At 42.6% G+C, this 23,428-nt stretch carries 15 protein-coding genes; 11 read left to right on the top strand and 4 right to left on the bottom strand.

The genetic code is table 11. The features are described from left to right. Positions 1–62 precede the first annotated feature (62 nt). Together INT03_RS05775 and INT03_RS05780 are read left to right on the top strand one after the other, a co-directional pair. Entirely contained in the window at positions 63–794 is a 732-nt protein-coding gene (locus INT03_RS05775) for a Smr/MutS family protein (RefSeq protein ID WP_193008075.1), read from the top strand. A 151-nt stretch (positions 795–945) separates the two neighbouring features. Then, positions 946–1,578 carry a DNA-3-methyladenine glycosylase family protein gene (locus INT03_RS05780; protein WP_193008077.1) on the top strand — a complete coding sequence of 211 codons (633 nt, stop codon included), beginning with the start codon at positions 946–948 and terminating at the stop codon, positions 1,576–1,578. Positions 1,579–1,740: 162 nt separating this feature from the next. Here the strand turns inward: INT03_RS05780 and INT03_RS05785 are convergent, their stop codons facing one another. Then, on the bottom strand, positions 1,741–3,735 hold the full coding sequence (locus INT03_RS05785) for a mechanosensitive ion channel family protein (RefSeq protein WP_226950168.1): 1,995 nt from the start codon (positions 3,733–3,735) through the stop codon (positions 1,741–1,743). 421 nt (positions 3,736–4,156) lie between these two features. Between INT03_RS05785 and INT03_RS05790 the strand changes: the two genes are divergently transcribed. From INT03_RS05790 to INT03_RS05825, 8 genes are all read left to right on the top strand, one after another. Next, positions 4,157–6,103 carry a TonB-dependent receptor domain-containing protein gene (locus INT03_RS05790; RefSeq protein WP_193008078.1) on the top strand — a complete coding sequence of 649 codons (1,947 nt, stop codon included), beginning with the start codon at positions 4,157–4,159 and terminating at the stop codon, positions 6,101–6,103. A gap of 351 nt (positions 6,104–6,454) precedes the next feature. After that, entirely contained in the window at positions 6,455–7,879 is a 1,425-nt protein-coding gene (ahcY, locus tag INT03_RS05795; RefSeq protein WP_193008080.1) for an adenosylhomocysteinase, read from the top strand. A gap of 13 nt (positions 7,880–7,892) precedes the next feature. Then, entirely contained in the window at positions 7,893–8,738 is an 846-nt protein-coding gene (locus INT03_RS05800; RefSeq protein ID WP_193008082.1) for a methylenetetrahydrofolate reductase, read from the top strand. A gap of 178 nt (positions 8,739–8,916) precedes the next feature. Beyond that, positions 8,917–9,810, top strand: a complete 894-nt coding sequence (locus INT03_RS05805) for a 16S rRNA (uracil(1498)-N(3))-methyltransferase (RefSeq protein WP_193008084.1) — start codon at positions 8,917–8,919, stop codon at positions 9,808–9,810. A gap of 54 nt (positions 9,811–9,864) precedes the next feature. Further along, entirely contained in the window at positions 9,865–11,577 is a 1,713-nt protein-coding gene (locus INT03_RS05810; protein ID WP_193008085.1) for a putative bifunctional diguanylate cyclase/phosphodiesterase, read from the top strand. A gap of 393 nt (positions 11,578–11,970) precedes the next feature. Further along, on the top strand, positions 11,971–13,764 hold the full coding sequence (locus tag INT03_RS05815; protein ID WP_193008087.1) for an acyl-CoA dehydrogenase C-terminal domain-containing protein: 1,794 nt from the start codon (positions 11,971–11,973) through the stop codon (positions 13,762–13,764). 302 nt (positions 13,765–14,066) lie between these two features. After that, on the top strand, positions 14,067–15,851 hold the full coding sequence (locus INT03_RS05820; RefSeq protein ID WP_193008089.1) for an acyl-CoA dehydrogenase C-terminal domain-containing protein: 1,785 nt from the start codon (positions 14,067–14,069) through the stop codon (positions 15,849–15,851). Between the two features lie 405 nt (positions 15,852–16,256). Then, positions 16,257–18,737: a site-specific recombinase gene (locus INT03_RS05825; RefSeq protein ID WP_193008091.1), complete on the top strand. Its 2,481-nt coding sequence runs from the start codon at positions 16,257–16,259 to the stop codon at positions 18,735–18,737. A 117-nt stretch (positions 18,738–18,854) separates the two neighbouring features. Here INT03_RS05825 and INT03_RS05830 read toward each other — a convergent pair whose 3' ends face one another. Together INT03_RS05830 and rsmA are read right to left on the bottom strand one after the other, a co-directional pair. Continuing rightward, on the bottom strand, positions 18,855–19,682 hold the full coding sequence (locus INT03_RS05830) for a symmetrical bis(5'-nucleosyl)-tetraphosphatase (protein WP_193008093.1): 828 nt from the start codon (positions 19,680–19,682) through the stop codon (positions 18,855–18,857). Positions 19,683–19,778: 96 nt separating this feature from the next. After that, positions 19,779–20,642 (bottom strand): 16S rRNA (adenine(1518)-N(6)/adenine(1519)-N(6))-dimethyltransferase RsmA, encoded by an 864-nt coding sequence (gene rsmA, locus INT03_RS05835; protein WP_193008095.1) that lies wholly within the window; start codon positions 20,640–20,642, stop codon positions 19,779–19,781. A 476-nt stretch (positions 20,643–21,118) separates the two neighbouring features. Here rsmA and INT03_RS05840 point away from each other — a divergent pair, with 476 nt between their 5' ends. Then, complete coding sequence (locus INT03_RS05840) at positions 21,119–21,985, top strand: hypothetical protein (protein WP_193008096.1); 867 nt, start codon at positions 21,119–21,121, stop codon at positions 21,983–21,985. A gap of 84 nt (positions 21,986–22,069) precedes the next feature. Here INT03_RS05840 and ampC read toward each other — a convergent pair whose 3' ends face one another. Then, positions 22,070–23,245, bottom strand: a complete 1,176-nt coding sequence (gene ampC / locus INT03_RS05845) for a class C beta-lactamase (protein WP_193008098.1) — start codon at positions 23,243–23,245, stop codon at positions 22,070–22,072. Positions 23,246–23,428: the final 183 nt, after the last annotated feature.

Here is a 23,428-nt window from a genome sequence, read left to right on the forward strand (position 1 = left end):
TTAAGTCTACTGAACAGTTTAAATAAATCCATCATTCATCAACCAACGATACGTTAACTTCTATGTCAAACTCTCTATTTTCAAAAGAAATGCAAGACCAGCTCAAAGAGCTAAAAGGCGAACTTAGCAAAGGTCGCGATACCAATTCGCCTGAAGATGAAAACCAAAAGCCTACTGAGCCTGTATCATTGCCCACGCAAAAGCAAGTAAACAAGACTGTCAAGCAAATGGCTAGCGAGCATATTGACGATGACAAAGTGCTGTTTATGCAAGCAATGCATGGCGTCAATCAGCTTGAAGACAAAAACGTACGCTCACCTGCCAATGCTAGCAAAGCGGGCAAACCTGATGCGACCACCTTGTCTAAACGTGCTGCTGCGCAAGGTAGTGAAGCGAGTGATTTGGGAGCTGGCTTGTCAGATATGCAAGCACTACTCAACCCTGTCGCTGCTGAAGCCTATTTATCTTACAAACAGCCGACTTTGCAGAATAAAACCTTTGATCAGCTTAAAAAAGGCAAGCTACGTTGGTATGACGCCGTAGATATTCATGGTTGTACCATCGAAGAGTCCCGCGTGGCAATGACTCAACTCCTAAGCCAAGCAAAACAGAAAAACGAGACCATGGTAAAAATCGTCCATGGTAAAGGCAGTGAAGCCATTTTAAAAACCTGCGTCAATGGTTGGCTCCGTCAACTACCAGAAGTATTGGCATTTTGCTCTGCACCGCCAAAAGATGGTGGTAACGGTGCAGTATTGGTACTGCTCAAAAAATCTAAAGCTGATGGTGAATAATTTTTAGTGTTAGTATGAAAAATCAAAAGGACTGCTTATTGGCAGTCCTTTTTGTTATGCTCATAAAATCATTATTTAATCTTTATCTACTACAGACACTATATTTAACATCTAGCGATAGCGGTATTTACATAAATCAGGATAAGCATTTATGAACATACAGACCATTGAGAACACACAACAGCTACATGAACATATCATGGCTTTGATTGTTATCGAGCCAAGATTTTTGTCTATCTATGAACAAGTTGGCATGCCCAGTCTACGGCATAATATCGGTGGGTTTGAGCAGTTAATGCGAGCAATGGTTGGTCAACAGCTGTCTGTGGCAGCAGCAGCCAGTATTTGGCAACGCTTACTTGATGCCGCCTTAACGAATCCACAGGCGATTATCAAAGCAACAGATGAGGACTTAAGAGCACAAGGGTTATCTAAACAAAAAACCCGTTATATTCGCTCATTAGTCGATCATGATATAGACTTTGCTGCGTTAGAAATTATGCTTGATGAAGAAGCAATAGAAGTGCTGACAGCCGTTACTGGTATTGGTCGCTGGACGGCTGAGATGTATTTATTATTCTCTCTGAAACGTGCAGACGTACTTGCAGTCGATGATCTAGCAATTAAAGTAGCGGCGATGGCGTTATTAGACTTAACAGAACGCCCAACGCCGAAACAGTTAAAGAATCTAACTCAAGATTGGTCACCACATCGCAGCGCCGCCAGTCTGTTGCTATGGTCATACTACGGCTTATTACATAACCAAACCGCTGTCCCTTTATAAGGCCAAACACCAAAGTACGATTCATTATGTCAAACTCGCTTATCTTAAGCTTAGTCTAGCACTCGTTTTCTTTGCTGCTCTAATTTTTGTGGATGGTATAAGATAAACGCTTGATACTTATTACCTCAATTGCTGATCTTATACCGTTTTTAATCCATAATTTTATGGCTGATTCCATATAGAAAAGCCAGATTTTCTTTTTGCGTACTTGAACTTGATTTTCTTTATCATACGGCTTTTATTTCTCAATGCCTTTAACGCATTGTCTTTTTTGCTCTCTACGGATTTAGTCGTTTGCTGGCTGCCTTTTTCATCTGTCTTGACGTTATCTTTACTCAAGTCCACGGCATGCTTATCATCGTTGCTGTTATCCTTATTGTCGCTAGCATCGTCATCAGTATGGTCATCATTTGACATGTCTTTTGTCGTTTCAGCGACGTTACCTTCCTTATTCTTATCTTCAATTTCGTTTTCTATGTGATGCTCAAGCTCAGTTTGATTGACAATAAGCTGCTGCGTTGGCAAAGCATGCTCGACATCATATTTCGCCACTTGGTTCAATAAATCAACAAATAAAACGTTCTGTTTGTCATAGAACTCAGTCACGCCATTAGCATTAACATACGCCTGTAATTGAATGATATAGCAGTCTTGACGTAGCTCTAAAATATTGACCTGATTCCATTCTTGGTTGGTCAAATAATGCTCATCTATAAACTCATCCAAGTCCTTGACCATCTTAAAGACCACATCAATATCAGCAGTGCGCTTAATATATAACTGATGGAAGAAGCGAAACATATCGCGGGACGTAAAGTTTTCAATCTGCATGGATGAGAAATCACCGTTTGGTACAGTCACAACAGTGCGTGTCAAGGTGCGCACACGTGATGAGCGAATACCAATATCAATGACTGTGCCTTCATAAGTGCCAAACTTACAATAATCACCAATACGTACGGGCGAATCCGCCACGACCACGACACTACCAACAAGGTTTTCGATGGTTTTTTGCGCACCCAGTGCTAATGCCAAACCACCCACACCCAAGGCGGCAATACCCGTGGTCAAATCAAAACCCAAATTACCGAAGATAACAATCACGGCAAAGATCAGCAGCAACGCTTTGACCACTTTGCGTAGCAGCCCCAAGATAGAGACACGTTCAGTATAATTTTTCTTATAACTTAAATTTACCGCACGAGTGAATATGGCATCGATGACTCGTAACAGCAACCAAGTCAATGCAAGCCAAGATGCAATCTCAGTAAAACGATTGATCGGTTCACGTAGCGTCACCGACACGCCTGCATACACCATCACTTCTGACAATATCAGCGCCATGATGACCACTGCCAGAGGCAATACGACCTTATCAGGTAATGGCAATGGTACGCCGCGCACACGAGGATAGACGATTCGTAATAGATGGTACAGCAGCCATACCATGATATAAGTAAACACAAAGCTGCCGACAGTCATCATTAACGCTGCGGCTAAATCCGCCACTTGATAACCAAACAGCTTTTTGCCTTCTAATGAATCAAAAGTATAGCGAGACACTAACGTCGGTTCGGTATTTTCTATGACTTCTGGTACTGAGCTAAGCGTATCCGTAGAAAACTGCCAGTACTGCTCTCCTTGCTTAGACACCACTCTTTCAAGTATCAGTGGCACGCTTTTTTCGCCCACATTAATCGCACCGACGTTTTCTTGGCTTGGCGGTAGCTGATCAGTTAGGTTACCTTCAGGCGTATTATTAATCTGCAAATCAGGCTGGAAACGCCCACCTGCATCCAGCGCTTGCTTAAATTGACGAACGATTGTGGTTGGATTGTCAGACTTTGATAAGTTTAAATAATTACTCGCCAGCAGATAGTCATTTTCACCTAACGCACTGATGAAGCCCTGTACGGTATGGCGCGGTGTATCGCGTCCGAATGAATCTGGTATCGGCGTACTCGCCGACTCCTCACTGGTACTGCCACCCATCCCCAATGCGCTAGCTTCAGCAGCAAATGCATTATTGGGTAACAATGCACTCAACAGCATAACAAGCAAAAACAAAATTGCCATTAGTGGCATTTTGATGATTGAGTATGGTGAAGACAACTCGGGACTGGGAATTATAGGAATCAGGCGATACTTAATAGACAAAACAAACCTCTTAGCATTATGAATGGTACAACGAAGAACAAATGAGCGCTTCCCTATAATAGCAATTATTTATAACAGCAGTGCTTTTGATTACACGTTTTTATGGTCATCTATGTGAATTATCTACTCTCACCTTTGCTTATGGCTTCTGATTTTTTATTACTTTTAGCGACACTCCTTCTCAATGTCTACTATGAATAAGAGTGATAATCATTAAATGAATAAACCGCAATCTATCATGAAAACTACTCAGCTTACCGTGAATAAACATTAGGTTAAAGTGGTTTATAAAGCGGTCTGTTTTGTAGATAATGAACGCAGTTTTACTTGTCCACTGTTTTTTGTAATTTTTAGCCATATTAACGTCAGTATGGTTACTTTTTTCCCTGCATTTTTTAATATGATTATTTTGGAATTGACTATGTCTTTATCACGTTCATCTTCACGTACCTACCTTCGTTTGAGTATCTTAAGCGCACTAGGTTTACTTGCGGTTAACACAGCAATGGCAGTGACACCTGACGTTGCTACTATTAACGATAGCGAGCTACCACAAGTTGAGCTTGATGAAATCATTGTAACAGCAACCCGTACCCCCACTAAAACCAGCAATGTTATTGCACAAACTCGGGTTGTAGATAAAGAAGATTTAAAACGCTTTCAAGGTCAGACGGTTCTAGAAGTACTTAGACGGCAGCCAGGATTTAGCATTAAACAAGATGGTGGTATGGGTCAAAGCAGTAATTTCTATCTTCGCGGCTATGATAGTAAGCGTGTATTAGTGCTAATAGATGGTGTTCGTTATGGCTCAATGTCAACAGGTCAGCCCGCTTTAGCCTTATTACCGACCGATCAAATTGATCGTATTGAAATTTTATACGGTGCTTCAGGCTCTAGCATTTATGGTTCAGATGCTATGGGCGGCGTCATTCAAATATTTACTAAAGGCAGTGACGTCGATCAAACTAATTTTTCTGTGACCGCAGGTGTTGGCTCACATAACCACTATATTTATGGTGCAACAGCGCAGTTTGCAAATGCTCAAGGCGCAAAACTGAGTCTTTCCGCTAGTCGGAATCAAACCAAAGGTATCAGCGCGCTTGACAACCGAACAGGCAATGATAAAGATGACGATGGCTTTGAGAGCAATAACTTTGCCTTAAATGCTAGTATGCCTATTACTCAAAATATAAGCATTGGCGCAACTGGACTTTTCTCTAAGTCAACGACAGAGTTTGATAACTTTAGTTTTGGACCAGGTCCCAATGCAGAGATTGATCAAGAGAATGGTGCCGTATCAGCATTTTCACAATACGAAAACGATAAGCTGACAGTACGACTATCAGCGGGTCAGAGTTTGGATAAGATTGATAACAAAGTGGGCGATGCCTTTGAAACTAAGCAGAAACAGGCGAACTTGATAAGCAGTTATGAATTACCTGTAGGACAATTTCAAGCAGGTGCCGAATGGTTGCAGCAGGAAGTAGACCTTACAGATAACACTCCTAGTGCCGGCGGTAAAGACAGCTATAAAATAAATGACCGTGATATTAAGAGTGGCTTTGCTGGTTATCAAGTAAATGAGGATGCTTACGATTTTCAAGCCAATGTTCGTTTCGACGATAACTCACAATTTGGTCACGAAACTACATTTGGTCTTGGTTATGCTGTAAAGCTAGCGCCTAGCCTACGCCTAGGTACTAGCTTCGCTACTGGTTATAGAGCGCCTACTCTCAATGACTTATACATTGAGAGTGCTTACTATGTTCCAAATGAAGATTTAAAAGTCGAAAAGAGTAAAAATGTAGAAGTGTTTATTGAGTCTAATACCACCGTGCAAAATACACGTCTGACTGCCTTTAATAGTAATGTCGACAATCTTATTGATAACAGATACGATGGTAGTATTGATAAATATCAAGCACTGAACATTGATGAAGCAAGCTTGTCAGGTTATAGCTTTACCTCAGACTGGCAGCTCAGTAATATTTTATTTGGTGGTCAATACACTCGCACCAATGCTGAAGAGGACTCCGGAGCTAACAAAGGCAAACAATTAGTGTATCGCCCTGAAAATACTGGCCTGGTATATATAGGTTACCAAGCTGCAGAGTTCGATATTCGTACTGAAGCAGAATATGTGGGTAAAACCTATAATGTTGCAGATAATAGCACTTTTATAGAGGACTATACGTTATTCAATATCAGTGGTAATTATTACTTGAGTCCAAATCTGACATGGACAAGTCGTATTAACAATTTGACTAACGTAGATTACTCAACCAATGAGAGTTTTGGTCAATATGCTTCGCGTTACAATCAAGACGGCACCAACTTCTTCACATCTTTAACCTATAACTGGCTCTAATTTCTCTTAGTACTATTTGGACTGTCTGAACTGAGAATAAAAAAGGTCATCCATCGATGGCCTTTTTTATTGCTACATATTACCGCTCGCCTTCTTGGTGCCTATACCGTCAGCTATTTATGTTATCCAACAGGTGACAATTCATGACTCATCAATTACAATAACGACCTCCGAGAGGTGTTGCGCCATAATATCTGATAGTGCATTTAGGCTTTAAAGCCCTGCTAATCAGTCATCATGTTAGGCTCGGTAACTGTTAAACAATCATCTCATTGATTGTTGACAGCGCAAATAACGACACCTGCGTTTTTATTCTTTTTATCATACCTTAACCACTGATAGGAGCATATTATGGACGCAGTGTCTAACACCCCATCTGCCCATACGATCGACCCCTCTTTCACTGACTATAAAGTCGCCGACATCAGCCTTGCTGACTACGGTCGCCGTGAAATCACCCTTGCCGAAGCTGAAATGCCTGCCCTTATGGGTTTGCGTCGTCGCTACGAAGCCGATCAGCCACTTAAAGGCGCGAAAATCGCTGGTTGTATCCACATGACCATCCAGACTGCCGTACTTATCGAGACACTAGTCGCGCTAGGTGCTGAAGTACGTTGGACCTCATGTAACATCTTCTCAACCCAAGACCATGCTGCTGCGGCTATTGCTGCTGCTGGCATCTCTGTTTATGCTTGGAAAGGCGAAACTGAAGAAGAGTACGAATGGTGCTTACGTCAGCAAATCCACGTTGGCGGCGAAGAGTCAGGTCAGCTTTGGGATGCCAACTTAATCTTAGATGATGGTGGTGATTTAACTGCATTGATTCATAATGATTATGCCGAGCTTCTTGACAGCATCCATGGTATCTCAGAAGAGACGACTACAGGCGTCCATCGTTTAGTTGAGATGCTCAATAAAGGCACACTTAAAGTTCCCGCTATCAACGTTAACGATGCGGTTACTAAGTCTAAAAACGACAATAAATACGGCTGCCGTCATAGCTTAAATGACGCTATCAAACGTGCTACCGATATGTTCCTTGCTGGTCGCCGCGCTTTGGTCATCGGTTATGGCGATGTGGGTAAAGGCTCTACGCAAAGCTTACGTCAAGAAGGCATGATTGTCCGTGTCTCAGAAGTTGATCCTATCTGTGCCATGCAGGCATGTATGGACGGCTTTGAAGTATTATCACCGTATATCAATGGTGATAACACTGGTGGCGCAGAAAACATCAACACCCGTCTGCTTGAAGACACTGACATGATCGTTACTACTACTGGTAACTACCATGTTTGTGATCGTCATATGCTAGCAGCCCTTAAGCCTGGTGCGGTTGTTTGTAACATCGGTCACTTTGATACTGAAATCGACACCCAATTCATGCGTGATAACTGGCGCTGGGTTGAGATTAAGCCACAAGTACATCAAATATTCCGCTCGGACGACGAAAATGATTATTTGATTTTGCTTGCTGAAGGTCGTTTGGTAAACTTGGGTAATGCGACTGGTCACCCATCACGCGTAATGGACGGCTCATTTGCTAACCAAGTATTGGCACAAATGTATCTGTTCGAAGAAAAGTTTGCTGACTTGCCAGCTGATAAACGTACTGACAACCTATACGTCAAAGTACTGCCTAAGAAGCTCGATGAAGAAGTCGCTGCGGCGATGGTTGCTGGTTTTAACGGTACTCTAACGAAGCTAACTGAAAAACAAGCAGAGTATTTGGGTGTGCCTGTCGAAGGTCCATTTAAGCCTGACGCTTACAAATACTAAAAGGAGCCAGACTGTGACTAAGCCTGCTTTCTCCTTTGAGTTTTTCCCTGCCAAAACCGAGCTAGGTCATGAAAAACTACTCAGTACTTATGATGAGTTGAATAAGCTATCACCTGCGTATTTTTCGGTGACTTACGGTGCTGGGGGTTCAACCCGAAATCGCACTTTAGATATCGTCCAAGCACTATGCGCACGCGGTGATACTGACATTGCGCCGCATATATCTTGTATCGGTGATGATAAGGCGGAAATCGCTGAATTGCTCGATCTGTATAAAGGTTTGGGCATCAAGCGCTTAGTCGCCCTGCGTGGTGATTTACCGTCAGGTCAAGTCGGTATGGGCGAGCTGCCGTTTGCGTTAGACTTGGTTAAGTTTATCCGTGAACATTCAGGCGATCATTTCCATATCGAGGTCGCAGCGTATCCTGAAATGCATCCACAAGCGCGTAGCTTTGCATTTGATGTTGACAACTTGGTCAATAAATACCAAGCGGGTGCTAATGCATCGATTACTCAGTTTTTCTATAACGCTGATAGTTACTTATATTTGCGTGATACCTTAGAGAAGCGTGGTATCGATACGGTTGCTCAGCCTTTAATCGCTGGTATCATGCCAATTACTAACTCAAGTAATTTGGTACGCTTTGCCGATAGCTGTGGCGCTGATATTCCGCGTTATGTACGTAAGCAGTTGTCTGACTTTGGCGATGACCGCAAAGCCATTCGTGAATTTGGTTTTGATGTCGTCTATCGTTTATGCGAGCGCTTAATTGCTGAGGGTGTACCTGCCATGCATTTTTATAGCATGAATAAGGTTGAGCCAAACAAGCGCTTGGTTGAAGCACTCGGCTTAGCTTAATTGCTCATCGTATTTATCGAATGTATTTTTTAAAGACTGGCGTTCCTAGGAGCGCCAGTCTTTTTGGTATAAGAATTGCACTAATGCAAATTCTACTAAAGATAATCCCTTTACCCTCTCAAACGATATTCTGCTAAGATATTTGAAAATATTATTCAAACAATAGGACTAAGCAACTGTGCGACGTTTTTTTTATGACACCAGCAATGACATCAGTGATGAAAGAGGCTCACTCCATCCTCAACTTAGCACCTTGGCTATTGGAGATAGTGCCGAATTAACAGAGAGTATCGTCCATCATTGGTGCCGTGTATTGCGTGCCAATATTGGCGATCAAGGCATATTATTCGATGGCTTTGGCGGCGAGTATCAGGTGCAGCTACAAGCCATCAGTAAAAAACACGCCACTGTGACATTATTAGCACATGTAGATACTGACCGAAGTGCCGCTGTCTTCACTAAGATCGGTCTAGTGATGAGCCGCGGTGAACGCATGGACTATGCGATTCAAAAATCCACCGAGCTTGGTGTCACTGCTATTCAATTGCTAAGTAGCCATCATGGCGAGGTCAATCTAAAGCCTGCCCAAGTAGAAAAAAAACTGGCACATTGGCAGCAAGTTGCCATTGCCGCGTGTGAACAATGCGGTCTTAACCGTCCACCGCTTATTATTGCGCCTGTGTCCATAAATGACTGGTTACAAAAGTCAGTGACTCACTCTTCCGATGCGCAAATGGACGTGCGCCCTCCTACTACCAGTACTATTGTCACAACCCTTAGCCAAGACCCTTATTATCAAATATTACAACAACCAGCAGATTTGCGTCTGCAACTGAGCGTACCAGCTGCAGGACAACCAGCAATGCCTAAGTCGCTACCAACAGTCTTAACGCAACAATCTCCTTATATTGAGCTGCTAATAGGCCCTGAAGGTGGTCTGAGTGTTGATGAATGCCAGCAAGCAGCGAAGGCTGGTTTTGAACCTTGGCAAATTGGCTCAAGAATCTTACGCACCGAGACCGCACCCGTGGTGGCGTTGGCGACTCTGCATGCTTTGAGCTATTATGGGTAAATACCCTATGCGTAATCCTAACTGCTGCTCTATTTCGATATGATGAGTCCAACTATGACTGCTTTCGCCCCTATTTCCATCGCAGACAAGCAGCAACTGCTGGCCGAGTTATGTGAGCAGCTTGATGATGCCATATTCATCTTGGATGCCCATTTACGCTATCTATCGGTCAATGCCAGTTATGAGATTATCATTGGCTACAGTGAGTCATTTTTGCTTGGCAGACCACTTGGTGTTTATGCAGCAGAATTTTTATCAGATGAAGAAAGGGCCGTTTTAGCAGATATCACTGACCATCTAGACTGCAATGGTTTTTATGAAAACGACTTTTCGATGCTGAACCGTTATGGACAAATACTTGACTGTCACATGACTTATCGCAAAATCTGTGTCAATCATAGAACTTACTATATCGGTATGGTGCGTGATATGTCCGCGGTCGTCAAAGATCAAAAGCAAGTGGCTCATTTGCTCAATTATGATCAATTGACTGGATTACCAAACCGTAAGGTTTTCTTGAGTCAGACCAGCGACCTATTGTTGGACAGCTATCAGGAAGTCGTGATTGTGCGCTTTAATATTGACCGTTATCGCAATCTAGCAAGCTTGCTTGGCCCTGACGGCATCAACACTTTGGTAAAAAACTTTGTCACACGCCTGAAGAACCTTAAGCTCGATAATTTACAGTGTTTTTCCCATTTTGGCGGCGATGATTTTGCGTTATTATTCGAATTTAATGACGCTAATATGGTACGTCATCAGCTAGACAGCTTAATGCAAATGTGTGAACGCCCCTTCTCTTTAGATGAAAACACTGCGACAGACGCTAAGATTTATTGTCATATTTCCGTCGGGGTCAGTTACTTTCCCACTAACGACGATGAAGTGACAGGATTATTGACCAAGGCTGAAAAAGCGCTGCATTATGTCAAGCAGCAAGGCGGTGATGACATTTGCTGGTATGATGCGGCCATTGACGAAGCCACTGCGGGTAGCTTGCAGTTGGAGGCGGAACTTAGAGCCGCTACCACTGAAAATCAGTTTGTTCCTTATTATCAACCAAAGTTTGAGCTGGCTACGGGCATCATTATTGGTTTTGAAGCGCTGGTACGTTGGCAACACCCGACTCGCGGACTGCTAAAGCCGATACATTTTATCAATGCCATTATCACTCATAAACTGTCGTTTGAGCTGTTCTCGCACATGGCGGTTCAAATTGCTAAGCAGTTATCGACTTGGCAACAGCAAGGGTTTTGTCAACATATCTGTATCAATGCAGATGCCGCCGAATTTAGCCACCCTGAGTTTTCTGAGATGGTGAGCGGTTTACTGGTGCAACACCGTATTTCTGCCCATCAGCTACATATTGAAGTCACCGAGTCATCCTTAATTCAGCGTCATGCAAATGTCAAAAAACAGCTTAATTTGCTCAAGAAACTGGGAATTTGTCTGGCGTTGGATGACTTTGGCACCGGTTATGCCTCTTTGAGTTACTTACAAGAATATCCATTTGATTTTATTAAAATTGACAAAAGTTTTATATCCAACATCGACACCGATCGTACCCAACATGCCATTGTAAAAGCTATTTTAGACTTGGCAATGGCACTTGATATGCAGGTAGTCGCCGAAGGTATCGAAACTCAACAACAGCGAGATGTGTTGCTAAAAATGGGCTGTCAACAGGGTCAAGGCTATTGGTTTGGCAAACCAGTGCCAGCAGAGGCTGCGACTGAGATGTTGATTCAGCAGTACGCCGCCAAATAAACCCCATTTAACGGATGTTTATTTATCCAGTATCATTAGTATTTTCATATGGTTATTCGCGTTTCCTCTTAACGCCTAACGTCGATTGTATAACCGATGCAAGATAGGTTCATGACTTATCAGTGCTGTCACCAAACTTGTATAATCCCCTCTGAAAGCCTATCTTTTATAGTGAATTTGTTAGAGCTTATTAAGTTTCAAGCTTACTCTGACCATCGCCATTCTTTTCAATACTATTTTATATAGCCGACAACATCGTCAATCTGCATTATTGCCTAGCATTTATTTGGGCTCGTTAGATTAATATGGGCTGGACTTGTGCACTAAGTAACAGTGCAGTCATGTGCCTACCCTTGATGATGATTGGTTATATTCTCAAAAGGACAGGAAGTTATGCAATACAAAGCGCCCTTACGTGACATTCAATTCGTGATGCATGAGTTACTCGACAGCGAAAGCCATTATAAAACCCTGCCAGCATTCCAAGAAGCGGATCGCGAGCTAATGGACAGCCTGTTTGAGATGGCGGCAAGCTTTGCTGAAAATGAGCTATCACCATTGAATCAAAGTGGTGACGCTGAAGGCTGCCAGTTTAACAATAGTCAAGTCACCACGCCAAAAGGCTTTAAAGAAGCATACAAAGCGTATTGTGAGCTTGGCTTCCCAGCGTTGTCTGCTGAAGAAGACTTCGGTGGTCAAAACATGCCGTTTTCATTATCGACCGTCATTAATGAAATGGTTGGTACGGCTAACTGGTCATTCTCTATGTACCCTGGTTTATCGCATGGTGCCATTCAAACCATCGAGCATCACGGTACGGACGAGCAAAAACAAACCTACTTAGAAAAAATGGTCAGCGGCGAATGGTCAGGCACCATGTGCTTGACTGAAGCACATGCGGGTTCTGATTTGGGTATTATTCGCACCAAAGCCGAGCCTAAAGAAGACGGCAGCTATAGCATCACTGGTCAAAAAATCTTCATTTCAGCGGGTGAGCATGACTTAACGGACAATATCATTCACATTGTATTGGCTCGTCTACCAGGCGCGCCTGCTGGCACAAAAGGCATCTCACTGTTTATCGTTCCTAAGGTAACGGTCAACGAAGATGGTAGCCTAGGTGAAAACAACAACGTCGTTTGTGGCTCTATCGAGCACAAAATGGGTATCAAAGCCTCAGCCACTTGCGTGATGAACTTTGATGGCGCAACGGGTTATCTGATTGGTCCAGAAAACCGTGGTCTACAGTGCATGTTTACCTTTATGAACGTGGCGCGTATTGGTACCGCAGTTCAAGGTTTAACAGCAGCAGAATATGCGTTCCAAGGCTCATTGACTTATGCCAAAGATCGTCTAGCGATGCGTTCATTATCTGGTGTTAAAGCCCCTGAAAAAGCAGCTGACCCTATCATCGTTCATCCAGCGGTTCGTAACATGCTGTTGACTGAAAAAGCCTTTGCTGAAGGTGGTCGTGCTTTGGTTTATTACCTCTCACATTTTGCCGATACAGTCGCAAAAGGCGAAGGCGATGCGCTTAAATTTGCTGATCAAATGTTGTCACTATTGACACCGATCGCTAAAGCGTTCTTGACTGAAACTGGTCTAGAAGCGGCTAACCATGGCGTACAGGTTTATGGTGGTCATGGCTTTATCAGCGAATGGGGCATGGAGCAAAACGTGCGTGATACGCGCATTGCTTGCTTATACGAAGGTACCACTGAAATCCAAGCACTCGATCTACTAGGTCGTAAAGTATTGGGCTCACAAGGCAAACTGCTTGCAAACTTTGTAAAAATCATCCAGACATTCTGTGAAGAAAACAAAGAAAATGACGAGATGGGTCAATTTATTCGCCCACTTGCCAAACATCTAAAAGAATGGGGTGATTTGACTGCACGCATCGGCATGCAAGCCACTGAAAACCCAGATGCGGTTGGCGGCGCTGCGGTTGATTACATGTATTTCAGCGGTTATGTAACACTAGCCTACTTATGGGCACGCATGGCATTAGTAGCACAAACTGAACTTGCTAACGGTACTAGCGAACAAGCCTTCTACGACGCGAAAGTAAAAACCGCGCAGTTCTACTTTGCTAAGCTATTGCCACGTACCACCACTCACGTACAGCGTATCAGCACTGGTGTTGAACCATACATGAGCATGGACGTTGATCAGTTCGCTTTTTAATTAGACGTTAAATACTGCTAATACTGTATTTTTATCGGCAACATACTCAGGTGTGTTGCCGATTTTCTTAGCGCTATTAAAATTAATAACGAGTAGAGTCAACACTTTCAAGAAATCTATTCTTATTTTTATAAAGGCTATCTTTTATCAATACTTTTGGTGTACGCACAATTCACGAAGAAATACACCCGTGCGCAAGCTTATTTGCTAAACTTTGATTATTAACCGCTAAGGTTAGACCAAAAGAACAATTGATATCTTTAACAACTTTACTTTTATTTATTTGAACCAAAGGAATGTTTATGGCTGTTTATAATGCCCCTCTGAATGACATGCGCTTTATCTTAAATGATGTATTTAACGCGCCTAAATTTTGGCAAAACAACGAAAACTTAGCTCATGTCGATATGGAAACGGTCGATATGATTTTGGAAGAAATGGCAAAACTGACAAAAAACGTTTTGTTACCTATCAACCGTAGCGGTGATGAAGAAGGCGCAACCTTCCAAGGTGATGGCGTCGTTACGACTCCAACTGGCTTTAAAGAAGCTTATAAGCAGTATGCTGAATCTGGCTGGGTCGGCTTAAGTGGTAATTCTGAATACGGTGGTCAAGGTTTCCCAAAAATGGTGACTATGCTGACTGAAGAGATGGTATTCACTGCCAACCAATCATTTGCGCTATATCCAAACCTAACCGTTGGTGCAACGCTTTGCCTAAACGCAGCGGCGTCTGAAGAACAAAAGCAAACTTACCTAGAAAAAATGTACAACGGCGAGTGGGCGGGCACCATGTGCTTGACAGAGCCACATGCTGGTACTGACTTAGGTATCATCAAAACAAAAGCTATCCCTAATGATGACGGTAGCTATGATATCTCTGGTACCAAAATCTTTATCACTGGCGGCGAGCATGACTTAACCGAAAACATCATTCATTTGGTATTGGCAAAAACCCCTAACGCGCCAGAAGGCTCAAAAGGGATTTCACTATTTGTCGTACCAAAATTTTTGGTCAATGCAGATGGCAGCTTAGGCGAGCGTAACACCCTAGCAGTCGGCTCTATCGAGCACAAAATGGGCATCAAAGCCTCAGCCACTTGTGTCATGAACTTTGACAGCGCTAAAGGCTGGATGGTTGGTGCCGAAAACACGGGTCTGTCATCAATGTTCATCATGATGAACTACGAGCGTGTCACCATGGGTCTACAAGGCCTTGGTGGTTCTGAGCTTGCTTATCAAAATGCGGCGCTATACGCCAATGATCGTGGTCAAGGTCGTAGCGATACCCAACTGCAAAGTCCAGAAAAACCAGCGGATGCTATCATTCATCATGCCGATGTACGCCGTATGCTATTAAATGCCAAAGCCAATACCGAAGCCTCACGTTGCTTTGCGATGTACGTGGCTAAAAATCTTGATGAAGAGAAATTTAGTACTGATCCAGAGGCTGCGCAAGCTGCTGCCGCACGTGTTGCTCTATTGACGCCAGTGGCTAAAGCGTTCTTGACTGATAAAGCATTAGAAGCCACCATTGATTGCCAGCAAGTATTCGGTGGTCACGGCTATATCCGCGAATGGGGTATGGAGCAAATCGTTCGTGATACCCGTATTGCGCAGATTTATGAAGGCACCAACGGTATTCAAGCACTTGACTTACTGGGTCGTAAAGTGGCGAAAAATAACGGCAAATACGTCACTCATTTCTTAGGTGAAATTCGTGATTTTGTCAATAACATGCAAGCGGATCATGGTATCAAGCAAGCAACGCTAGATGCTGCTGACACGATTGAAGCATTGACCAACACTGTGCTTAGCAACATTGGCGAGCGTAAAAACGAAGTCAATGGCTGTGCCGTTGACTACATGCATGCCTTTGGTTACCTCGGTTATTCGTACATGTTTGCGTTGATGGTAGAAGCAGCTAACGGTAAAGAAGGTGAGTTCTATACCAATAAAGCCAAGCTCGCCGATTATTTCGTCGGTCGTATCTTGCCACGTATCGATGCACATGCTCAAATGGTTCAAGCTGGTAGTGATCCAATGATGAACTTTGATCTTAGCTACTTTGATGTACCTGCTAGCTAATTGTTTGCTTTTGTAATAAAGTAAGCCATACCGCACTACGATAAGGGGACAGTCACGCTACTGTCCCTTTTTTTGCCAAAAATATCATCACAGCGATGGTTTCCACAATCGATATAATGAGCGCCACAAAATAACTGCTAACAAAATAATTAACCGCTCAGGCATTGTTACGATTAAAATAACGCAAAGTCACAACATTAAGATTGGTACAAATATCTTTAACGCCGAAACCAATAAGCTCTGAACCAATAACTTCCAAATTAGTGAGCTGCAAATTAGAAACCTAACCATCAATAGTGGTAGATATCGCGACATTGATAACCAATATAGCCATTCAAAGCACTTATATCTTTGCTCATACTAAATAATAACAATGATTGAAATAACCACCACAAGGGATGCAATGTGTCAGAAATAAAACACATTTTACAACAGATTACAGCCTTAAGTGATGTGCCAGATCCTGCGGTACTCAAGCGCTTAATCGATGAGCTACGAGTGAGTGATAAAGAGCCCACGTTAGCCAATCAAAACATTCAAGAGCTGATTGATATTTTACGTCAACATCCAGAATATGCAGATGGACTGTCAAGTTTCGTCTTAAAACTGATTATTGAATATCGCCAAATTGCTTTATATACCGATACCGGCATCATGTCGGATCAGGGCTTTTTTAATAGTCTACGTCGCCTTATCGGACACCGTTTTTTACCGCTACTGCCACAAGAAGATTCTGTCTTAGAATTGGTCGGTTATTTATTTGATAAACGCTCTGATGAGCGCTGGCTTGCCAATATTAAAAAAGACAAATGGGATGAACTGGTTGAGCTACTCAAAGTTGATGAGCAGCATTTAAACTTAGTTGCGACAGCAAAAAACAGTATTTTGAACGCGATTATCATTTTGTCATACCGTATCAGCGGCATTGGCTTACATCCAGATTTGATGGAATTTTATCCGCAAATGCTGAATTATTCAGCGTCATTTGTGGCACAAAATCAAGAGGCGGTCTTATACGTCAATCAGTACCGAGAAGCGCATGAGCTTGATACTTTAACGGATATTACGCCCGAAAAAGCGGTAGATCCTGCGCCGTTACTGGTCATGATTGAACAATGCGAAGATATCGTTGCCACCATACGCAAGCGCATTTATAAAACGGGGATCTCTATTCGCCTGACCAATATGATGCTGCGTTTAGACCAAAGCTTGCAGCGTATGCGCATCCTAACTGAACTGGTAGCAGATAATTATGATAAGCGCGATCAGGCGCTCATTGAGTTGATTCAAGCGCTGATTACCACTGCGAGCCGCCGTTATAGTATTGGATACTTAATTGATAATAATACCAAGCTGCTGTCACGCAAAGTCACTGAAAATGCCAGCCGCGTGGGTGAACATTATATTAGTACCGATAAATCGGGCTATCAAAAAATGTTCAAGAAAGCCTCTATCGGTGGTTTTATTATTGCTTTTATGGCAACGCTTAAGATATTAGCCTATAACCTAGCCCTTGCACCGATGGGACGCGCCTTTGTAAATAGTATGATTTATGGATTGGGTTTTGTTTTTATCCATATCGTTCATGGTACGGTTGCTACCAAACAGCCTGCTATGACGGCGGCGGCAATTGCCTCTACTATATCGGACGGTTCTGGCAAAAAGTCACATCAGTTAAATAAACTATCAGAATTGGTGGTCGATATTTTACGTACCCAGTTTGTGGCGATTATGGGTAATATTATGCTAGCGATACCAGTCGCTTTGATTATCTCTTTTGCATGGCTACAATATACTGGTGCGCCGATGATCAATACCGACAAGGCTGCACACTTACTGCATGATCTTGACCCCTTTCACTCACTGGCATTGCCCCACGCGGCCATTGCTGGCGTCTATTTATTTTTATCTGGTCTTATTGCTGGTTACTACGATAACTTGGCAGTCTATAACCAAATCGGTGCCCGTATTCAGCGCCACAAACTACTTCAATACCTACTACCAAAAAGTTGGTTACAGCGTTTAGGCGGTTTTATAGAAGCCAACCTTGGCGCCATTATGGGCAATTTCTTGTTCGGGGTGTTCTTAGGTAGTACTGCAACAATTGGCTATTTATTTGGCTTACCGATTGATATTCGCCACATTGCGTTTGCCTCGGCGAATTTGGCGCATGGACTATTTAATATATCTGCCAACCAGTGGGATTGGCAGATTGTGTTTATTTCTATTTTAGGCGTTGCCCTTATCGGCATGGTGAACCTCATGGTCAGCTTTTCGCTCGCCTTATTTGTGGCACTACGCTCTAAAGAAGTCAAATTCATGGAATGGAGTCGTTTAACCAAGCAGCTTTTCAGCCATATGCTTACCCATCCTTCAGACTTTTTCTGGCCACGAGATAAGCCAATGAAGTATGCTCGTATCGACAGCCAAGGACATATGATTTTTGACGATACCAGCGCTCATAAAGGAGGACAAACTATTCCCAATAATTATGTCGTGCGCCGTTTGTCTGATGTAAAAATTCTACCTAAATCCAAGCAAAAAAGCATGCAAAATGAACAGGCTATCACAGATATAGATTACGATAATAACATCTCAAATGCTGACACTGACGCTGCGCTAAAAAGTCGGGAAACACACAGTACCACCAATCATATCAGTACCAAAAAAACCATTGAACTCGATGATGGGCTGATAGATGAGGAGCTCAATAGCGTCCCTTATAGTAGTGATATTCAATATGATAAAGCGCATAACGCCTTTACTGAGGGTAATGAGACGACTGCCCATCCTGAAAGCGATAACAGCAACCCTGAAAACAAGGCCGCTGGCGATGCTAAAACCTCACTACCTAAACCCAAAAAACCACCAAACCTACCCAGCTAATGGGAAGGTTTTGGTGGTTTAATAAATCGTTTAGATAAGTAAAATAGTTGGGGCGTGACCTCATTTTAAAAACGGAGATAGAAATGAGTCCATACCCTAATATTATGTTCCTGGCTGTCAGCAGTGGGCACTTGACCTGATGATTTTTTCATCACTCAAGCGATAAGCCAATAGATCATTACCCCAAACGCAGCCGCCGTCAAGTGCACGCGCATACGGTAAGTCTACCTCACCTTTCAGCGCTGCCCAATGACCAAATAATACCTTGCGAGTCCGCGGCACTTGCCATTCAAACCAAGGCAAAAACCCCTCTGGCATAGATGCTTCTAACCCTGCTGCAAAGCTAAATTCTAACGTGCCGTCTTGTTTGCACAGCCGCATACGAGTGAAATAATTGGCAATTGCGCGCATTTTGGTAAAGCCGCTAATATCTGGATGCCAGTCATCAGCAGTCTTACTATATAAATTCGGCAATAAACGATCCAGCTGTTTTAAACTACTTTGCAATTGTGACTCTAACTGCTGCGCGTAATTTGCGGCCGCCTCAACCGTCCAATGCGGTGGAATGCCAGCATGAACCAAGACCGTCTGCTCATCAGGAAAAGCCAATACTGGCTGATGACGTAACCATTCAAGCAGTTCATCACAATCATCGGCAGCAAAAATGGGCGCTGTATGATCCTTTTTTTTAATCTTTGCCGCACCGCGCCAGACTGCGATCAAATTGATATCATGATTGCCGAGTACTGTCGCGGCTGCCCCTTGCTCGCAAAGTGCTTTGACATGACGCAAGGTACTTAACGAATCTTCACCACGTGCCACCAAGTCCCCTGCAAACCATAGCTTGTCTTGTGCAGGATCAAAATCCAATATTTCAAGTAAATGAAGGTACGCCGCATAGCAACCTTGCAGGTCACCGATGACATACTGATGGCGAAAGCTCATAAATCCTCAGTGTTTTTACGTGATATTTTTATGTGAAAGTTTTATGTCGTCATTTCCATATAAATGTCTTTGACGACCAGTCAGCAGTAACTCGATTTAAACCTCTACTTTACGCGCTTGATTACTCAAATTCACAAAATCCTTCACACTTAAGACTTCAGGACGTGCTTGTGGGTCGATGCTACACGCTGCAAAATCTTCTTCGCTCAATGTCGGTAGCAACGTTGATTTTTTAAAGATGGCACGTAGCGTCTTACGACGATGGTTAAAGGTTTCACGTACCACAAGCGCGAAACATTCTTCGTCCTCTGCGACGACTGGCTTAATGATATGCGGCGTCAATCGAAAAACCGCACTGGTTACTTTTGGTGGCGGATTAAAAGCACCACGTGGTACGGTCAGTAGATAATCGGTATGGCAATGATACTGCATAATAACAGATAGACGACCATAAGTTTTGCTACCGACATCCGCCGTAATACGCTCGACCACTTCTTTTTGCAGCATAAAGTGCATGTCTTGAATCACATCGGCATAACTGAGCAAATGAAATAAGATAGGCGTAGAAATATTATACGGCAGATTACCAACCACACGGAGCTTGCCACGCTCATCGCTATACAGCTCGCGATAGTCGACATGCATGGCATTGTCTTTGATGATCGTAAAGTTTGGATGGCTGTTGGCACCGATACGAATACGCAGGCTATCTGCCAAATCACGATCCAACTCGACCACAGTCATCGCATCTACTTCTGCCAATAATGGCTCAGTCAATGCGCCCATCCCTGGCCCAATCTCAATCAAATTGTCATCGCGCTCTAAGCGAATGCTCTCAACAATCTCACGGATGACACTGCGATCATGTAAGAAGTTTTGACCAAAGCGCTTACGCGGTTGGTGTTTGGCAGCGCGTAGGCTGTTGGTAATAGACTGAGCATCAAACGAAATTTTGGACATAAAAAAGTCTTAATGGGTAAAAGATAAATGGGCTATAGCGCTATGGCAGCAATGTGCTGGTTTTATATGCGCTTTTATTGGCTCGTTTTGTAATACGAATTATACCACAGCTCGTAAATTTGCTGTATTTTTGAGACATTTTATTGATAAACCGCTCATACCTTAGCGCAATCGACACAGTGCCTTATTTTGTTCTAAAATCGTTTATTATAAGACTATTATGAGAGTAAGCATGGTTCCCTAGTGAGGGCTTGAAGCTTTTGCTGTAGGCTAGTGATATCAATGTTTTAACTCACTGAAATACTCACGGTGTACTTTATGGTGTGCTTACCATACATATTCTATTCGTCTTTAGTGCGCTATAGACGCACCGATTAGACGTTATCTTAAATGAAATTGAGCATAAGAAAAACAGTTTATACAAGATTCATTGAGGTATACATTAATATCAATGATCTGAATTCAGGAATTGAGCCATGTTAACTTTTCATTCAAAATCATCATTGCCGATAATTAGAACGGCAATGGCTTCTACTTTATTAATCGCTGCTGTACAACTGATGACAGGCTGTGACTTACAGCCCTCATCTACAAATAACGATGACACTACACAAACGAATAATATAGACAAAGACATGACCGAGAATGATGAGATGCCTGTCAATCCAGCACCTACAGATACAAGTGCTATAGATGAAGCCCAAACTAACAAAGCGACAGATATAGCTGATGAACAAATCGTCAGCCCGTCAGGGTATCAGAAACTAAGCTTTGGTCAGGTTATTACTCCTGAACTACTAAGCAGCCTAGGAATGACCAAAGCCAAGAGCGATAACGAAAAATGCTATTACGTCAGTAATCCAGAGCTGAGCTATATCGATAAAAAGTACGGTAAACGTGCTTCTGTGCTGTATCAAATCATAGACAACAAGGTTGCCCTGATTAATATTCAGGATCCAAGTATACCGTTTTATAAAGACATCAACGTTGGCAATTCCGCTACAGACGTTATGAAAGCACATAATGACGAGCTTAGCTACGAGATCGATAAATATGCGGTTGATGGTGACTACTATAACCTGATTGCTAATGTCAATTTCAAGGTAATAAAAGAAAGCCCACTTAGAGAATTCTTAAAAGATGACAATATTGAGCTTAATAATAAACAGGATAAGTTACCCCTACAAATTGAATATCATGTCAAGGGTGGTCAAAAGCTGAGTGATTCTATGATTAAGGCGACTGAGTGGACAGCAGAGCATAAAAACCTATTAAAAGGTGAGGTAGAAAGCATAGATATTGGTATACCAGAAGCGATTTATTTGGTGGAAGGTTGCTCTTAAAAGTTGAACGTAAAAAACCCAGCATCTAGCTGGGTTATTAGTGGAAGGTCGTTTTTATAAGGTTGCTTTGTGACTCATGCTTAATCAATGAGTTATCACACTCTCTAAAATCGTATACGCTGCTTTGACCCTATCTGCATTGGGATAGTTTTTATTTGCCAGAATGACAATGCCTGATTTTTCGGCAGGAATATAAGCGATATAGCCACCAAACCCATTAGTAGCGCCTGTTTTATTGACCCAGACGTTGTTTAAAATAGACGTTGGATGATTGTCTATTTTAATGGCTTGAGGCTTTAGCACCACATCCATTGAGTTACCTTCGAGTAAGGTATTTAGCTGAGTAGGATAAGAGTACATCTCCCATCCTAACCCTTGGGTAAAAGTACTCGCCTGATAGTAACCCTTTCTATTATTGTCTAACGCTTGCTGAATATCTTTATCCAGCGGCACCAGCCCCATATTCGCCGCCATAAACTGCGTCATATCTTTAATGGTGGATTTAATGCCATAGGCTTCAGCGTCTAACATGCCAGGATTGACTCGGATAGCATCGCCAACAGCATTATAACCAAACGCATAATCCGCCATTTTGTCATTAGGCACATTGATAAAGGTGTTGGGCATATTGAGTGACGGCAGTATTTTTTCTTCCATCAATTGTGTGTAATCAGCATCCATGCTCAATGCCGATATATAACCAAACAATCCTATGCTGGCATTGGAATATAAACGCTTTGAGTTGACAGAAAAGACTGGCTGCCAAGATTTATAATAACTAAGCAACTCTTTATTGTTTTTGACTTCATCAGGTACTTGTAACGGCAGACCGCCAGCTGAATAGGTAACTAAGTTTATAAGCTTGGTGTTGCCAATGGTGCTGTTTTTTAGGTAGGGAATATATTTATCAGCAGTATCTTCTAATGTAAGTGTGCCATTTAATTCTGAATAACTGGCTAAGGTAGCAGCAAACGTCTTACTGATTGAGCCTAGCTCAAAAATAGTGTTTTCTGAGACAGGTATTTTGGCTTTCTTATCAGCCAAACCATAATGATAAAAATGTGATTTGCCATCGATGATGACGCCAAAAGACATCCCTGAAATATCATGCTCATTCATTAGTAATTTGGCTTGTTGATCAACGGTGCTCTTTAGATGGTCATTGTTATCTGCTGCTTGTACTGTTCCAGATAGTAATGATGCTGTCACTAAAGCGGTAAGTCCCACTTGATTTAACAGGGTCTGAAAAGATTGTTTCATTCTAGGGCTTCTCATTTATTCTGATAGATGTACTGATAATTTAGTGAGCATGCAAATAGCGCTTTGCTTTCAGTTCAAATATACCATCTTACATTATCTCAGAATGCTGAATCCCCGACAATCTTAGCAATTTAGTATCATAGAATGGATCTTTTAGGATATACCCTAGCAGAACCAGCTATT

The organism is Psychrobacter sp. PG1, from assembly GCF_014897815.1.
Taxonomy (GTDB): Bacteria; Pseudomonadota; Gammaproteobacteria; order Pseudomonadales; family Moraxellaceae; genus Psychrobacter.

What these genes read in the sequence shown, in the direction of transcription:
- INT03_RS05775 (WP_193008075.1), top strand. Translation starts at nt 63, where the DNA reads ATGTCAAACTCTCTATTTTCAAAAGAAATGCAAGACCAGCTCAAAGAG.
- INT03_RS05780 (WP_193008077.1), top strand. Translation starts at nt 946, where the DNA reads ATGAACATACAGACCATTGAGAACACACAACAGCTACATGAACATATC.
- INT03_RS05790 (WP_193008078.1), top strand. Translation starts at nt 4,157, where the DNA reads ATGTCTTTATCACGTTCATCTTCACGTACCTACCTTCGTTTGAGTATC.
- ahcY (WP_193008080.1), top strand. Translation starts at nt 6,455, where the DNA reads ATGGACGCAGTGTCTAACACCCCATCTGCCCATACGATCGACCCCTCT.
- INT03_RS05810 (WP_193008085.1), top strand. Translation starts at nt 9,865, where the DNA reads ATGACTGCTTTCGCCCCTATTTCCATCGCAGACAAGCAGCAACTGCTG.
- INT03_RS05815 (WP_193008087.1), top strand. Translation starts at nt 11,971, where the DNA reads ATGCAATACAAAGCGCCCTTACGTGACATTCAATTCGTGATGCATGAG.
- INT03_RS05820 (WP_193008089.1), top strand. Translation starts at nt 14,067, where the DNA reads ATGGCTGTTTATAATGCCCCTCTGAATGACATGCGCTTTATCTTAAAT.
- INT03_RS05830 (WP_193008093.1), bottom strand. Translation starts at nt 19,682, where the DNA reads ATGAGCTTTCGCCATCAGTATGTCATCGGTGACCTGCAAGGTTGCTAT.
- rsmA (WP_193008095.1), bottom strand. Translation starts at nt 20,642, where the DNA reads ATGTCCAAAATTTCGTTTGATGCTCAGTCTATTACCAACAGCCTACGC.
- INT03_RS05840 (WP_193008096.1), top strand. Translation starts at nt 21,119, where the DNA reads ATGTTAACTTTTCATTCAAAATCATCATTGCCGATAATTAGAACGGCA.
- ampC (WP_193008098.1), bottom strand. Translation starts at nt 23,245, where the DNA reads ATGAAACAATCTTTTCAGACCCTGTTAAATCAAGTGGGACTTACCGCT.